General features: G+C 62.2%; 17 protein-coding genes. 10 read left to right on the top strand and 7 right to left on the bottom strand.

Going from position 1 to position 13,973, the window contains the following annotated elements; translation table 11 throughout:
- Window positions 1-8: 8 nt before the first annotated feature.
- Genes EN851_RS04420 through coaD form a run of 3 tightly spaced genes read right to left on the bottom strand, consistent with a single transcriptional unit; the run spans window position 9 to window position 1,653 of the window.
- Window positions 9-521: a peptidylprolyl isomerase gene (locus EN851_RS04420; RefSeq protein ID WP_135864486.1), complete on the bottom strand. Its 513-nt coding sequence runs from the start codon at window positions 519-521 to the stop codon at window positions 9-11.
- A gap of 26 nt (window positions 522-547) precedes the next feature.
- Window positions 548-1,135: a peptidylprolyl isomerase gene (locus tag EN851_RS04415; protein ID WP_127281065.1), complete on the bottom strand. Its 588-nt coding sequence runs from the start codon at window positions 1,133-1,135 to the stop codon at window positions 548-550.
- Window positions 1,136-1,152: 17 nt separating this feature from the next.
- Window positions 1,153-1,653, bottom strand: a complete 501-nt coding sequence (gene coaD / locus EN851_RS04410; RefSeq protein WP_127872530.1) for a pantetheine-phosphate adenylyltransferase — start codon at window positions 1,651-1,653, stop codon at window positions 1,153-1,155.
- A gap of 194 nt (window positions 1,654-1,847) precedes the next feature.
- Here coaD and EN851_RS04405 point away from each other — a divergent pair, with 194 nt between their 5' ends.
- Entirely contained in the window at window positions 1,848-2,000 is a 153-nt protein-coding gene (locus tag EN851_RS04405; protein WP_015317717.1) for a hypothetical protein, read from the top strand.
- A gap of 59 nt (window positions 2,001-2,059) precedes the next feature.
- Here the strand turns inward: EN851_RS04405 and gyrA are convergent, their stop codons facing one another.
- Window positions 2,060-4,861, bottom strand: a complete 2,802-nt coding sequence (gene gyrA, locus EN851_RS04400) for a DNA gyrase subunit A (protein ID WP_135928652.1) — start codon at window positions 4,859-4,861, stop codon at window positions 2,060-2,062.
- 210 nt (window positions 4,862-5,071) lie between these two features.
- Between gyrA and EN851_RS04395 the strand changes: the two genes are divergently transcribed.
- Window positions 5,072-6,766 carry a SulP family inorganic anion transporter gene (locus EN851_RS04395; protein WP_245520685.1) on the top strand — a complete coding sequence of 565 codons (1,695 nt, stop codon included), beginning with the start codon at window positions 5,072-5,074 and terminating at the stop codon, window positions 6,764-6,766.
- Entirely contained in the window at window positions 6,763-7,383 is a 621-nt protein-coding gene (locus tag EN851_RS04390; protein WP_135928650.1) for a ParB-like protein, read from the top strand. The genes EN851_RS04395 and EN851_RS04390 overlap by 4 nt, the downstream gene beginning before the upstream one ends.
- 24 nt (window positions 7,384-7,407) lie before the next feature.
- Here EN851_RS04390 and EN851_RS04385 read toward each other — a convergent pair whose 3' ends face one another.
- Window positions 7,408-8,238, bottom strand: a complete 831-nt coding sequence (locus tag EN851_RS04385) for an AraC family transcriptional regulator (RefSeq protein WP_135928649.1) — start codon at window positions 8,236-8,238, stop codon at window positions 7,408-7,410.
- Between the two features lie 85 nt (window positions 8,239-8,323).
- Here EN851_RS04385 and EN851_RS04380 point away from each other — a divergent pair, with 85 nt between their 5' ends.
- The 3 genes from EN851_RS04380 (at window position 8,324) to EN851_RS04370 (ending at window position 10,226) form a co-directional block, all read left to right on the top strand.
- Complete coding sequence (locus EN851_RS04380; protein WP_135928648.1) at window positions 8,324-8,857, top strand: hypothetical protein; 534 nt, start codon at window positions 8,324-8,326, stop codon at window positions 8,855-8,857.
- Between the two features lie 166 nt (window positions 8,858-9,023).
- Window positions 9,024-9,473 carry a hypothetical protein gene (locus EN851_RS04375; RefSeq protein WP_135864470.1) on the top strand — a complete coding sequence of 150 codons (450 nt, stop codon included), beginning with the start codon at window positions 9,024-9,026 and terminating at the stop codon, window positions 9,471-9,473.
- Between the two features lie 123 nt (window positions 9,474-9,596).
- Window positions 9,597-10,226: a MarC family protein gene (locus EN851_RS04370; protein ID WP_127280359.1), complete on the top strand. Its 630-nt coding sequence runs from the start codon at window positions 9,597-9,599 to the stop codon at window positions 10,224-10,226.
- Between the two features lie 17 nt (window positions 10,227-10,243).
- Here the strand turns inward: EN851_RS04370 and EN851_RS04365 are convergent, their stop codons facing one another.
- Both EN851_RS04365 and EN851_RS04360 read right to left on the bottom strand, forming a co-directional pair.
- Entirely contained in the window at window positions 10,244-10,669 is a 426-nt protein-coding gene (locus EN851_RS04365) for an OsmC family protein (RefSeq protein WP_135864468.1), read from the bottom strand.
- A 129-nt stretch (window positions 10,670-10,798) separates the two neighbouring features.
- Window positions 10,799-11,323 (bottom strand): single-stranded DNA-binding protein, encoded by a 525-nt coding sequence (locus tag EN851_RS04360; protein ID WP_023773877.1) that lies wholly within the window; start codon window positions 11,321-11,323, stop codon window positions 10,799-10,801.
- 226 nt (window positions 11,324-11,549) lie between these two features.
- Between EN851_RS04360 and EN851_RS04355 the strand changes: the two genes are divergently transcribed.
- The 4 genes from EN851_RS04355 to EN851_RS04340 all read left to right on the top strand — a co-directional run bounded on the left by EN851_RS04355 (window position 11,550) and on the right by EN851_RS04340 (window position 13,333).
- Entirely contained in the window at window positions 11,550-11,864 is a 315-nt protein-coding gene (locus tag EN851_RS04355) for a metalloregulator ArsR/SmtB family transcription factor (protein WP_135864466.1), read from the top strand.
- Window positions 11,861-12,322 (top strand): SRPBCC domain-containing protein, encoded by a 462-nt coding sequence (locus EN851_RS04350; RefSeq protein WP_135864464.1) that lies wholly within the window; start codon window positions 11,861-11,863, stop codon window positions 12,320-12,322. Before EN851_RS04355 ends, EN851_RS04350 begins: the two co-directional genes overlap by 4 nt.
- A 22-nt stretch (window positions 12,323-12,344) precedes the next feature.
- Window positions 12,345-12,950: an ATP-dependent Clp protease proteolytic subunit gene (locus EN851_RS04345; protein WP_127280361.1), complete on the top strand. Its 606-nt coding sequence runs from the start codon at window positions 12,345-12,347 to the stop codon at window positions 12,948-12,950.
- Between the two features lie 83 nt (window positions 12,951-13,033).
- Window positions 13,034-13,333, top strand: coding sequence for a hypothetical protein (locus EN851_RS04340; RefSeq protein ID WP_135928647.1), 300 nt, complete (start codon window positions 13,034-13,036; stop codon window positions 13,331-13,333).
- The last annotated feature ends 640 nt before the right edge of the window (window positions 13,334-13,973 follow it).

Genomic DNA, 13,973 nt, shown 5'->3' with positions numbered 1-13,973 from the left:
GTTTCGCCTTACTTGACGTCTGCCGCGACCTTCAGCGACACGATCTTGTCGGGATCCTGCACCGGCTCGCCGCGCTTGATCTTGTCGACATTCTCCATGCCTTCGATGACCTGGCCCCAGACCGTGTACTGGCGGTTGAGGAACGCGGCATCGTCGAAACAGATGAAGAACTGCGAATTGGCCGAGTTCGGGTTCTGCGAACGGGCCATCGAGCAGGTGCCGCGACCGTGGTTCGCGTTGGAGAACTCTGCCTTCAGGTCAGGCTTTTCCGAGCCGCCCATGCCCGCGCGGGAAGGCGCGAACGAGGGCTTGCTCGAGTTGCCGAACTTGACGTCGCCGGTCTGCGCCATGAAGCCTTCGATGACGCGGTGGAAGACGACGCCATCATAGGCGCCTTCGCGCGCCAGTTCCTTGATGCGGGCGACATGGCCGGGGGCCAAATCGGGAAACAGTTCGATGACGACCTCGCCCTTGGTCGTTTCCATGATGAGCGCGTTCTCGCGGTCCTTGATCTCAGCCATGTCAGATATCCTTTTGTAAAATGGAACTATTTGTCGGCGGCAATGCGCACTTTGATCATCCGGTCGGGATCGGCAACCGTGCCATTGTCCGCCTCGTCGCCCTTCTTGATCTTGTCCACCAGCTCCATGCCGCTGACGACATTGCCGACGATGGTATATTGGCCATCGAGCGGCGGTGCCGGTGCGAACATGATGAAGAACTGCGAATTGGCGGAGTTCGGATCCTGCGAGCGGGCCATGCCGACCACGCCACGCTTGTAGTGCTCGGTCTGAGAGAATTCGGCCGGCAGGTCGGGCAGGTCCGAGCCGCCGGTGCCGACGGCCTGGGCGTTAAATCCCTTTTCCATGTTGCCGAACTTGACGTCGCCGGTCTGCGCCATGAAGCCGTCGATGACGCGATGGAAAGCCACATTGTCATAGGCATGATCGCGCACCAGCTTCTTGATCTGCGCGACATGCTTGGGTGCCAGATCGGGGCGCAACGCTATGGTGACGTCGCCCCCCTTCAGCGTGATGATCATGGTGTTTTCCGGGTCTGCAGCATAGGCGGAAACGGACGCGGTCAAGAGACCGGCGAGCACAACAAGGAATGAGGCGAGCCTTTTGAGCTGCATGAGGATTTTCTCCGAGCTTATTTCGCGAATTTTGCGGTGAGCGCACCGGCCACGGCCGCCGGCACGAAGGGGCGGATGTCGCCGCCCATCGAGGCTATCTGGCGCACAAGTGTGGCGGTAATGGTTCGCACCGACGGGCTGGCGGGCAGGAAAACCGTCTGCAACTCCGGCGCCATGGTTTCGTTCATGCCCGCCATCTGCATTTCGTAGTCGAGGTCGGTGCCATCGCGCAGACCGCGGATCATGATCGAGGCGCCTTCCCTTCTGGCGGCATCGATCACCAGCCCATCGAAAGCGACCACTTTGATGCGGGCGCCATCGCGGCCGAATTCGGCTTTCGTGGCGGCTTCAATCAACCGCACCCGCTCGTCGAAGGAGAACAGCGGCTTCTTGCCCGGATGAATGCCAATCGCCGCATAGACAGTGTCGGCAACCGCCAGTGACGCTTTCAGCACATCGAGATGGCCGTTGGTCAGCGGGTCGAAGGAGCCGGCGTAAAGGGCGATGCGTTCGGTCATGCCGGAGCTTCTAGCGAGCCTCTCTCACAAAGGCAAATCCGATCGGCAGGCGGCCCGTGAACCTTTTCCGGCACATGAACGACAGATGAATACGCTGATCACGAAGCCTTCACGCAGCGTTCACTAGGTTGCACCCTTAATAAGATGAAACCAAAGCCCCATATATCCGTTGTAAGGCGCAGGAGAACACGCACATGCTGATCTACATGCTCGCCACCGCAATGACCGTCGCCATGCTGATCGCCACAGTATTCGGGCTGCATCAGGAGGCGCAGCGCATTCGCGTCAAGGCAACCACCAAACGCTTCGAAGGCTTCGGCCTGCGCAAGCCGTATCGCCATTACTAAGCTATTGTCGACTTGCTGCCGCGCCGGCCACAGGCCGGCGTTACTATGCTAACCAACGACTATTCGCTGTTATCCGGACTGCCGTCAGGCGTCGAACCGGGCTCCGCGCCACCCTCGACCTCTTCCGCTTCCTCGTCCGCTTGTGGCTCCGAAATCCGTTCGACCGAAACCACCTTTTCACCTTCAGCCGTGTTGAAGATGGTCACGCCCTTGGTGGCGCGGCTAGCGAAACGGATGCCATTGACGGGCACACGAATGACGGTGCCGCCGTCCGACACCAGCATGATCTGATCGTCATTGCCGACCGGGAAAGTTGCCACCAGACGGCCGATTTCGGCCGTCTTCGACACGTCTGTGGCGCGGATGCCCTTGCCGCCGCGTCCAGTCAGGCGGAAATCATAGGACGAAGAGCGCTTACCGTAACCGTATTCGGTGACCGTCAGCACGTACTGCTCATGCGCCTTGAGGAACTCGTAGCGCTCGTCGGAAAGCTCCGTCTCCTCGCCGACCTCTTCATTGGTCAGCGCGATCTCTTCCTCTTCACCGGCGGCGATGCCCGCGGCAAGCCGCCGTTCGGCCGCGGCACGCTTAAGGTAGGCGGCGCGTTCAGCCGGCGGCGCATCGACATTCTCGATCACCGACATTGAGATGATGCGGTCGGTGTCAGCCATGGTGATGCCGCGCACGCCGACCGAGTTTCGGCTCTGGAAGACGCGCACGTCACCGACCGAGAAGCGGATGCACTGTCCCGAGCTGGCGGTCAAAAGCACGTCGTCATTGTCGGTGCAGGTCTCGACGCCGAGGATCTCGTCGCCCTCCTCCTCCAGCTTCATGGCGATCTTGCCGTTGCGGTTGACCTGGACGAAGTCGGAAAGCTTGTTGCGGCGCACGGTGCCCCGCGTGGTGGCGAACATCACATCGAGTTCGCCCCAGCTCGTCTCGTCCTCGGGCAGCGGCATGATCGTGGTGATGCGCTCGCCCTGCTCCAGCGGCAGCATATTGATCAGTGCCTTGCCGCGTGACTGCGGGTTGCCGATCGGCAGGCGCCAGACCTTTTCCTTGTAGACGATGCCGCGCGAGGAGAAGAACAGCACCGGCGTGTGCGTGTTGGCGACGAACAGCCGGGTGACGAAATCCTCTTCCTTGGTCGACATGCCGGAGCGACCCTTGCCGCCGCGGCGCTGCGCCCGGTAGAGCGAAAGCGGCACGCGCTTGATGTAGCCGGAATGGCTCACCGTCACGACCATGTCCTCGCGCTGGATCAGGTCCTCGTCTTCCATGTCCGCGCCACCGTCGGTGAGCTCGGTGCGGCGTGGCGTGCCGAACTCGTCGCGCACGGCGGCGAGTTCGTCCTTGACGATCTGCTGAATACGCGCGCGAGACGACAGGATGTCGAGGTAGTCCTTGATCTCGTCGCCGATCGTGTTCAACTCATCGGCGATTTCGTCGCGGCCCAGCGCTGTCAGGCGCTGCAGGCGCAGTTCGAGGATGGCGCGCGCCTGTTCCTCGGACAGATTGTAGGTGCCGTCCTCGTTGATGCGATGGCGTGGATCGTCGATCAGCAGGATCAGCGATTCAACGTCACCCGCAGGCCAGCGCCGCTCCATCAACTGCTCGCGCGCCGACTGCGGATCCGGCGCGGTGCGGATAAGCTTGATCACTTCGTCGATGTTGGCGACGGCGATGGCTAGACCAACCAGCACATGGGCGCGGTCGCGCGCCTTGCGGAGCAGGAACTTAGTCCGCCGGCTGATCACCTCCTCGCGGAAGGTGACGAATGCCGTCAGCATGTCGGTCAGGTTCAGCAGTTCCGGCTTGCCGCCGTTCAGAGCCACCATATTGGCGCCGAAAGACGTCTGCAGCGGCGTGAACCGGTAGAGCTGGTTGAGGACGACGTCGGCAACGGCGTCACGTTTGAGTTCGATGACGACGCGATAACCCTGACGGTCGCTTTCGTCACGAATGTCGGAAATGCCCTCGATGCGCTTGTCGCGCACCAGTTCGGCCATCTTCTCGATCATCGAGGCCTTGTTCACCTGATAGGGAACCTCGGTGATGATGATCGATTCACGGTCATTGCCGCGCTGTTCGATGTTGACCTTGCCGCGCATGACGATTGAGCCGCGGCCTGTGGAATAGGCGCTGTAGATGCCGGAGCGGCCAAGCACGATGCCGCCGGTCGGGAAATCAGGGCCCGGAATGATCTCCATCAGCGCCGGCAGGTCGATCGCCGGATTGTCGATGACGGCAATGGCGGCGTTGCAGACCTCACCGAGATTGTGCGGCGGGATGTTGGTCGCCATGCCGACGGCAATGCCGCCCGAGCCGTTGACCAGCAGATTGGGAAAGCGCGCCGGCAGAACCTTTGGCTCGGTGTCCGATGCATCATAAGTGTCCTGGAAATCGACGGTGTCCTTGTCGATATCCTCCAGAAGCTCATGCGCGACCTTGGTCAGGCGCGATTCGGTATAGCGCATCGCCGCCGGCGGATCGCCGTCGATCGAGCCGAAATTGCCTTGCCCGTCGATCAAGGGCACACGCAGCGACCAGTCCTGCGCCATGCGCACCAAGGCGTCATAGATCGAGGCATCGCCATGCGGATGGTATTTACCCATCACGTCGGCGACAGGACGCGCCGACTTCACGTATTTGCGGCTCCAGTGGTAGCCGCTCTCATGCGCCGCGTAGAGAATGCGGCGGTGCACGGGCTTCAGGCCATCGCGCACATCTGGCAACGCACGGCTGACGATCACGCTCATGGCGTAAGAGAGATAGGAACTCTGCATCTCCTCGATGATGGAGATGGGTTCGATGCCGGTGGGGCCGCCGTCGGCGCCGCGCGGTGTCTTTTGGTCGGTCAAATCGGATCACAATCTAATCAGGAATCACTGACCGCTTATATAGGAAGCACGGCCGAAACTCCAATGTTCACGGCACTTTTCCAGTGTCATTTTTAGTGGTAATTTCAAAAGGATACCGCTAATTGCGACGATATGGCCGTTACGCTTTTCGCCGCCACCAAGGCAAAAGCCTGTAATGGACCAACTCCCCAAGCAAAAGCCGCGATCACCATGAATTGGAGCTCATGGCTACCTTTGCGGGCGCTGCACGGTTGGACGCCCCGGGATTTCAATGGCGATCTGATCGCGGGCGTCACACTGGCCGCGATCGCCATTCCCGAGCAGATGGCGACAGCCAGGCTCGGCGGCTTTGCGCCCGAGGTCGGATTTTTCGCCTTTGTCGCCGGTTCGGTGGCGTTTGCGCTGTTCGGCGCCAATCGCCACCTTTCGACCGGCGCGGATTCGACCATCACGCCTTTGTTTGCCGGCAGCCTGGCGCTGCTCGCATCATCAGGCTCACCGCATTATCTGGCGCTGGCCGCCACGCTGGCGCTGATGGTCGGGCTGATCGTGATGCTGAGCGGCGTCTTTCGCCTCGGCTGGATTGCCGACCTGCTCTCGGTGCCGGTCACGACTGGCTTTCTGGCAGGCATCGCCGTCCATATCATCGTTTCACAATTGCCTGGACTGCTCGGCCTGCCGGCGGAAAGCGGCGAAACCGTGCAGCGCATCGGCGAAATCGCCAGCAGCCTCCATCTCACCAACCCCTGGAGCCTGACGCTCGGCCTTGGGGTATTCGCAATCGTGTTGTTTTCCGAGCTTATCAGCGCCCGCATCCCCGGCGCGCTGATCGGCATGGTGCTTGCCACGACAGCGGTCGCCATTTTCGGCCTCAAGGATCATGGCGTCGAGGTGCTTGGTGCCTTGCCGAATGGCTTGCCGCGGGCAGGGTTGCCACTGGCCGGTCTCGACGACGTGCAGGCGCTCGTTCCGCTGGCATTGCTGATCGCCATCGTCGTCATGGTGCAGACGGCCGCCACGTCCCGTTCCTTCGCTCCGCAGGGCGACGCGCCCGACGTCAATCGCGATTTCGTTGGTGTCGGCGCCGGCAGCATCGCGTCGAGCCTGTTCGGCGCCTTCGCCGTCAACGCCAGCCCACCACGCACGGCAATCGTCTCCCAGTCGGGCGGCCGCTCGCAACTCTCGAGCCTCATTGCCGCGGCGCTCGTTGTGGCGCTGGGCGCCTTTGGCGGCGGCCTGCTCGCCGATGTTCCGCAGGCCGCCCTCGCCGGGGTCCTGATGTTCGTCGCCCAGCACATTCTGCGCTGGAAGGTTTTCGCCAGTGTCTACCGGCAAGCGCCGGTCGAATTCGCATTGATCCTGATCACCATGGCGGCCATCGTCGTGCTGCCTATCGAGACCGGCGTGGCGGTCGGCATCGGCCTGTCGCTGCTGCACGGAATCTGGAGCGCGACCCAGACGCTGCCGATCGAACTGGAACAGGTGCCGGGAACTTCGGTCTGGTGGCCGCCGGTCAAGCCGAGCGCTGGCGAACAACTCCCCGGCGTGCTGGTCGCGGCGTTCCAGGCGCCATTGTCCTTCGTCAATGCCGACGGTTTCAAACGCGGCTTTTGTGATCTGGTCGACGCCCGCAAGGGCGATGTGAAACTCGTCGTGCTGGAGGCCAGTAACATTGTCGAGATCGACTACACCGCCGCCCAGGCATTGATCGAAACCATCACCCATTGCCGCAATGCGGGCGCAATATTCGCCATTGCTCGGATGGAATCGGTGCGTGCCCAGGCAGCCCTTGCGCGATTCGGCATCATCGATCTCGTCGGCCCGCAGCGGATCTTCCAAAGCGTCGATGCCGCCGTCAGGGCTCTGCATTCCGGGCCGCCGGAAAACCAGGAGAGTACACCATGATCGTCCTGAGAGAGCCGCTGGTGACCCCGGTCCCCGTCAAGGAACTGCGGCCAACGCAAATTACGGTCGGGATGCGCGAGGTGGATCTCAAGCGCCAGCTGATCCGCTCGCAGAGCGCCCCGAACACAGGCGCCTTTCTGGGCAAGCACATGATCCCGGTCGTGTTGGGCCCGAAAAACCGCAACTACGTCACCGATCACCATCATCTCGCCCGCGCCCTGATCGAGGAAGGCGTCAAGGATGTGCTCGTGACGGTGATCAGCGACCTGTCGGCACTGGACAAGGACGCGTTCCTTTTCATGCTCGACAACCGCGGCTGGATGCATCCATTCGATGAAAACGGCCAGCGCCGGGCTTATGCCGCCCTGCCGAAGACCATCGGCGAACTGGTCGACGACCCTTACCGGAGCATGGCTGGCGAACTGCGCCGACTGGGTGGCTACGCCAAGGACACCACGCCGTTCAGCGAATTCCTGTGGGCGGATTTCCTGCGCCGGCGCATCGACAAAGGCGCGGTGGCGAAAAATTTCGACAAGGCGATGAAGGATGCGCTCGTGCTGGCCAAGGGCAAGGACGCCGACTATCTGCCCGGCTGGTGCGGGCCGACCATGGACTGATGCCACGGGTGGTGACGCAACTTTTCAGCCGCTGCCCGCGCGCATGGCGCGATAGCGGCCCGGGGTCTCGCCCATGACCCGCCGAAACCGGCGGTTGAAGGTCGACAGATCGTTGAAGCCGGTCTCGAAAGCAATTGCCGAGATGGCATCTTTCGACGTGTGCAATCGCACTGCCGCGCGATGCAACCGGGTCCTGAGCAGGTACTGATAGGGCGTCATGCCGGCGACCTGCCGGAAGGTGCGCAGGAAATGATAGGGGCTGGTCGCGGTCTCATCCGCCAACGCCGGAAGCGAGATCGGTCCGTCGGCACCCAGTTCGATCCGCCGCACCGCCTCGGCAACCCTTTTCTGATCGCGGCGGCTTGGGCCGCACCCGGCATGCGTGGCGCCGGAGATTGTAGCCACGGCGGCACCCGCGATGCGCAAGGCGAGTTCCTCGAAGGCGTCCGCGTCGGCCAGGTCGCGTGTGGCTTCCGCCTCGGCCAGCAACGGCGCCAGGGCCGGTAACGGCGGCAGGCGTGGCGCCGCGAAGGTGAGCGTCCTGGCGCCCGGCACATCAGCCACGATCCGGTCCATATAGGCCGGCCCGAAATGGAAGGAGAGGCAACGGTCACCGCTGCCATGCTCGTGCCCGCATTCGTAGCAGGTGCCGGAATTGCCGAGCAGGAGACTGCCTGGCGCGAGCATTGCCGTGCCTTGCTGCGCGCGGTAGCGGAACGAGCCGCCGGTGACTGCCGCGACGCAAAAATCCCGATGTGCTTCCTCGAACGGCCGATCGCCGGCGCTGGCCGTGCAGATGACATCCGCCACATGCCAGTCAGGTCCGGATGCAAGGGTATTCGCGGTCGCCGTCATGACCGAAATATAGCAACTTTTCCCAAGCCCAGAACCCTGCCAGCGCCTATTCCTCGCGGTCTCCTGACAAGAAGAGGCCGCAGCCATGGTCGACCAATCCTCATTTGCCGAAGCCTTGCACAGTCCCGGACCGATCGAAGGGCTCGCTGAAAAACTGGCCCTCTACGGCCGCTTCGTCGGTGCCTGGACATTTGACGCCTCACGCCATCTCGAGGACGGCACGGTGCTGACCGGCCGCGGCGAGGTGCATTTCGGCTGGGTGCTGGAAGGCCGGGCGATCCAGGATGTCTGGATCCTGCCCGCGCGCGACGCCGGCCCCTCGCCTTCGCTCGGCAAATGGACTTTTTACGGCACGACATTGCGGGTCTATGACCCAAGCGCCGATGCCTGGCACATTTTCTGGAGCGACCCGCGCAACCAGTATTACAGCCGCCAGCTTGGCCGCGCCGAGGGCGACACCATCGTACAAGTGGGCGCCGACGGCACCGGGTCATCGGTGCGCTGGAGCTTTTCGCGGATCACCGAGAATTCCTTCCGCTGGCTCGGCGAGCGCTCGCACGATGGCGCGGACTGGCACCTCGAGGTCGAATTCCTGGCGCGGCGAGTAACTACAAGCTGAAGCAGCACATCATTGTAAGAATGGAGAAAAACATGTTCGATCATGTCTCGATCGGCATCCGCGACGCCCAATGTGCCGGATGCGAAACGGCCTCGTGACAATGGCCATTTCTTCGTTTCTCACTGCTCTCGTATCCGAGGCTCCCCCAGCCGACCGAGCGAAAGACATGGACCTCTATGGATGGTTGATCGGAAGCTGGGAAATGGACACGGTCCACCACTTTGACGACGGCACGATCCAGAAATGGACCGGAGAATGCCATTTCGGCTGGGTACTCGAAGGCCGCGCGATTCAGGACATCTGGATCAGGCCCAGGCGCCCTGCGCGGTCCACCATGTATGGCACGACTTTGCGCATCTTCGATCCTGGGATCGGTGGCTGGCACATCATCTGGAATGATCCGCTCAACCAAGATTACTCGCGCCAGATCGGGCGGGCCGAGGGTAAGGACATTGTCCAGATCGGCGATGACTCGCGCGGTCTGCAAACTCGATGGCGTTTCACCGAGATCACTGCCAACAGCTTCCATTGGATCGGCGAGGAAAGACCTTCCGAGAGCCACCCCTGGCAAATCACCTATGAACATTTAGCCCACCGGACAAAGCGCGTCGCCTGAATCCGTTTCGCCGCGACGCGCCCTACCGCATCGAAGTCTCCGGCCCCTCCGACAGTTCCCATCGACCGGGCTTTGCTCTACCAATATCGGAGTGCGGGCTCGGCCCGGCGGGAGGGGTCAGCGATGCCGAGTTTCGACAGCCTGTTCAATGCCTTCGTCACCATTCTCGTGACCATCGATCCGCCCGGGCTGGCACCGCTGTTCCTCGCCGTGACACGCGGCATGAATCGCGACGAGCGCCAGCAGGTCTCCGTACGCGCCTCGATCATCGGCTTCCTGGTGATGGCGCTGTTCGCGATCGCAGGTGCCTCGATCCTGTCGGTGTTCGGCATCACGCTGCCGGCCTTCCGCGTAGCAGGCGGTTTTCTGCTGTTCTTCATCGCCTTCGAAATGGTGTTCGAGCGCCGCCAGGACCGCAAGGAGAAGATCGGCGACGTCGCCATCACCAAGGACATGATCCACAACATCGCCGCCTTCCCGCTGGCGATCCCGCTGATCGCCGGTCCCGGTGCGATTTCGGCGACTGTGCTGCTCTCCGGCTCGTTTCAGGGCTTTGCGGCACAGGCGGCGCTGGTCGGCATCATCTTCGTCTGCCTCGCCATCACCTATCTGGTGTTCGTTCTGTCGGAGCGCATCGACCGCATCCTCGGCCAGACCGGCCGCTCGATCCTGACCCGCCTGCTCGGCGTTATTCTGGCGGCGCTGGCGGTGCAGTTCGTCGCCGACGGCATCAAGGCGCTGATGGCTAGTTGAACGGTATCCCTGCGGCCCTACTGCGCCGTCGTATCGACGATCTCGAAGTCATGCGTAAGCGTGGCCGTCTTGGCCATCATGGCGGAAGCCGAGCAATATTTGTCGATCGACAGATCGATCGCCCGCTTGACCTTGTCGCGCGACAGCGCGCGGCCCTTGACGATGAAATGCATGTGGATGCGGGTGAACACCTTCGGGTCGGTCTCGGCCCGGTCGGCGTCGAGTTCTACGACACAGTCCTCGATCGCCTCGCGTCCCTTTTCAAGGATGTGGACGACATCATAGGCCGAACAGCCGCCGGTGCCGATCAGCACCAGTTCCATCGGGCTCGGCCCCGGGGTCTTGCCGTCCGGGCTGGACGCGGTTCCCAATACGACCTTGTGGCCGCTGCCGGATTCGCCGACGAAGGTGCGCTCCTCGACCCATTTTACCCGTGCCTTCATCGCCCTGTCCTTTCAGTCTGTCGATCGCGCCGGCGTCAGCTCAAATCAACAATGCAAAACCCCGAAAGTCCATGCAGGACCCTCGGGGCATATCAAGCACAAGCATTCGCCGTTTGGTGCGGCTCCCGATCAGAACGGAATTTCGTCGTCCAGTTCGCGCGACGAACCGCCGCCACCGCCGCCCCTGGGAGCATTGCCGCCACCGCGGTTGAACCCTTCATTCGGGCTCGACTGGCCAAAATCCGACCCGCGGCTGCTGCCGCCACCGCTGTAGCCGCCGACCTGGCCGCCCTCACCCTGGCCGCGCGCGTCAAGCATCTGCAGCTCGCCACGGAATTTCTGCAGCACGACTTCGGTCGTGTATTTGTCGGCGCCGGTCTGGTCCTGCCATTTGCGGGTCTGCAACTGGCCCTCGACATAGACCTTCATGCCCTTCTTCAGATATTGCTCCGCCACCTTGGCGATGCCCTCATTGAAGATGACGACGTTATGCCACTCGGTCTTTTCCTTGCGCTCGCCGGAATTCTTGTCGCGCCAGCTTTCCGAGGTGGCGATGCGGATGTTGACGACCGGCTCGCCCGAATTCAGGCGGCGGATTTCAGGGTCCGCGCCGAGATTGCCGACCAGAATGACCTTATTGACGCTACCCGCCATGATATTTCTCCGCGCTCATCCGAAACAAATTTTTGTCGCAGCACCTTACAGGCTACGGACGTCAGCCGCCTGCCAAGGCTGGCTTTTCCCACAAGGTTTTTGTTCCCTTTTCGTTCCTATATGCATCGCCGCTGATTGTCAAGGAATGGCAGCAATGGCCAAGGCCTTCATATGGGTTGCAAAACAGCGCTTGCCAAATCAATAAGTATCGACTTATGCTTTTGCCATGATCGAAGCAGAGATTTTCCGCGCCCTGGCCGACCCGACACGCCGTGCCGTCTTCGAGCGGCTCGCGACAAGCGAGATGAGCGTGTCGGAACTGCGCTGCGGCCTGACTGTGTCGCAGCCGGCCGTGTCCCAGCACTTGGCGGTGCTGCGCGGTGCCGGTCTCGTGGTCGAGCGGCGGGCCGGCCGCAACGCCTATTACCGCGCCGATCCGCAGGGGCTTGCCCCGCTGCTCTCCTGGATTGAACGCTACCGGACGTTCTGGCCGGAGCGCATCGAAAGGCTGAAGACGGTTTTGAAGGACATGGATCAATGAAGAGCCAACGCGAAGTCGCACCGGATGCGATCGAATTCGAATATGACCTAGCCGAGCCGCCGGAAAAGGTGTGGCGGGCGCTGACCGTGCCGGAACTGCTCGCCGCCTGGATGATGCCGAATGATATCAGGCCACAGACCGGCAGCCGCTTTGCCTTCGCCGGGCCCGACGCGGCGATCGAGTGCGAGATCCTCGACGCCGAGCCTGAGCGTCTGCTGCGCTATTCCTGGCGGGAACAGTCGGACGATGCGGCGCGACAGCACCCGCTCGACAGCACCGTCACCTTCACACTCGCCCGCACCGTTTCGGGCGGCACGCATCTGCGCATCGTCCATGACGGCTTTGCTCGCAAGGCGGCCGTTACCATGACGAGCGCCGGCTGCCGGCTTTCGCTGCGCGGAGCCGGAAAGCTCATCGCCGCGAGCAACACGCCGCATCTTCTGCTGCGCGCGGCCTGAACACGGAAATTGGAGAAGAAAAATGAGCGGTGTTGCCAGTCTTGTGCCGATGGTGATCGAGCAATCGAGCCGCGGCGAACGTGCATTTGACATTTTTTCGCGGCTGCTGCGCGAGCGCATCGTCTTCATCAACGGCGAGATCAACGACGACGTCTCAGCGCTAGTCTGCGCGCAGCTTTTGTCGCTGGAGTCGGACAATCCCGAGAAGGAGATTTCGCTCTACATCAACTCGCCGGGTGGCATGGTGACCAGCGGCTTCGCCATTTACGACACGATGCAATATATCAGTTGCCCGGTGTCGACCGTGTGCATGGGCTTTGCCGCGTCGATGGGATCGTTCCTGCTGATGGCGGGCACGGCCGGGCGCCGGATCGCGCTGCCCAATGCCACCATCCTGCTGCATCAGCCGCTCGGCGGCTTCCAGGGCCAAGCTTCCGACATCCAGCGGCATGCCGAACGCATCGGCCAGACCAAGCGCCACATGACCGAACTCTACGCCCAGCATTGCGGCCGCAGCTATGAAGAGGTCGAACGCACGCTCGACCGCGACCATTTCATGACGGCCCGCGAGGCCCAGGCATGGGGCCTTGTCGACCATGTCTTCGACACCCGCAAAAAGGCGGCATGAGCCGGAGCCCAGTTCCCCCCATCTGTCGAAGATTTGACGATAACGGTCTGGTTCCGGTGGCGGCACGTCCCTATAACGGGGGAATGACCGACACTCATCGATCCAGACTATCGCACCGTGTCACAGCCGCCATGGTGCTTGCCATCGTCGGCCTTGCGTCCAGCCCGGCACTTGCCGACGACGCCTCGCCGACGGCGCGGAACGGCGCCCTGCCCGGCGTGAAAGGCGACTATCGCATCGCCAAGCCGGCCCCGGTGGCCGAGCCCGACGACGCGTTCCCCAGCAGCGGCAACGGGCAGTTCAAGATCGGCGATACCGATGTCAGGATTTCCGGCACCATCACCGTCGATGTCGGCGTGGGTGGGGTCAAGCCGCCCAGATAGGCAAGCTCGGGCCGGCACCTCAAGCCCTTGCCCAAAAAAACAGCCCCGCCGTGCCTGGGGCAAACGGACGGGGCTTTTCTGGATCTCAAATCCATTTTTTGCCGGGAGTGTACTGCCGGCGTTGGATTTCGGATGCATCGCGGCATTCAGCCGACGATCCGACTAACAGTCTCTGATTTTGGGGGATATGGCAGGTCACGGTTTGTCTGGTGGCGCTAACGCTATACCCTGGCACTTATGCCTGCCTCGGCTCCAACGAGACGTGGAGCCCTGGGGGACTGTCCGGTGGCGTCATGCTCCGCTCCTTTTGTCCGTTGCGACATTGCCATCGCGAAGCGCAAATCGCAAATGCCTGCGGCGTCTCGCAGGCCGCCTTGGGGCGGCGAGGCCATCGAAAGACGGCCGGCTTCGCTGACCTCTGGAGACTGCCCCCGTGAGCCGGTCGCGTCAACCATCAATAGCCGGTTACGGAAAAATGTGATCGCCGGGAGGTTACGTCAGGGTCAGTTTCCGCACCGCTTTGTCAGGAGCGTGTTCGGTCTTTGTTCTTTCCGCTTGCCCCTTCGCGCGAAAGACGGTTAAACGACTTCTGTCGGGAGTTGTGGCGTCTCTCGACGTGGCGGCAAAAAAACCTATATAG

This window comes from Mesorhizobium sp. M8A.F.Ca.ET.208.01.1.1 (assembly GCF_004791315.1).
Taxonomy (GTDB): domain Bacteria; phylum Pseudomonadota; class Alphaproteobacteria; order Rhizobiales; family Rhizobiaceae; genus Mesorhizobium.
This window is presented reverse-complemented; position numbering and strand designations above follow the sequence as displayed.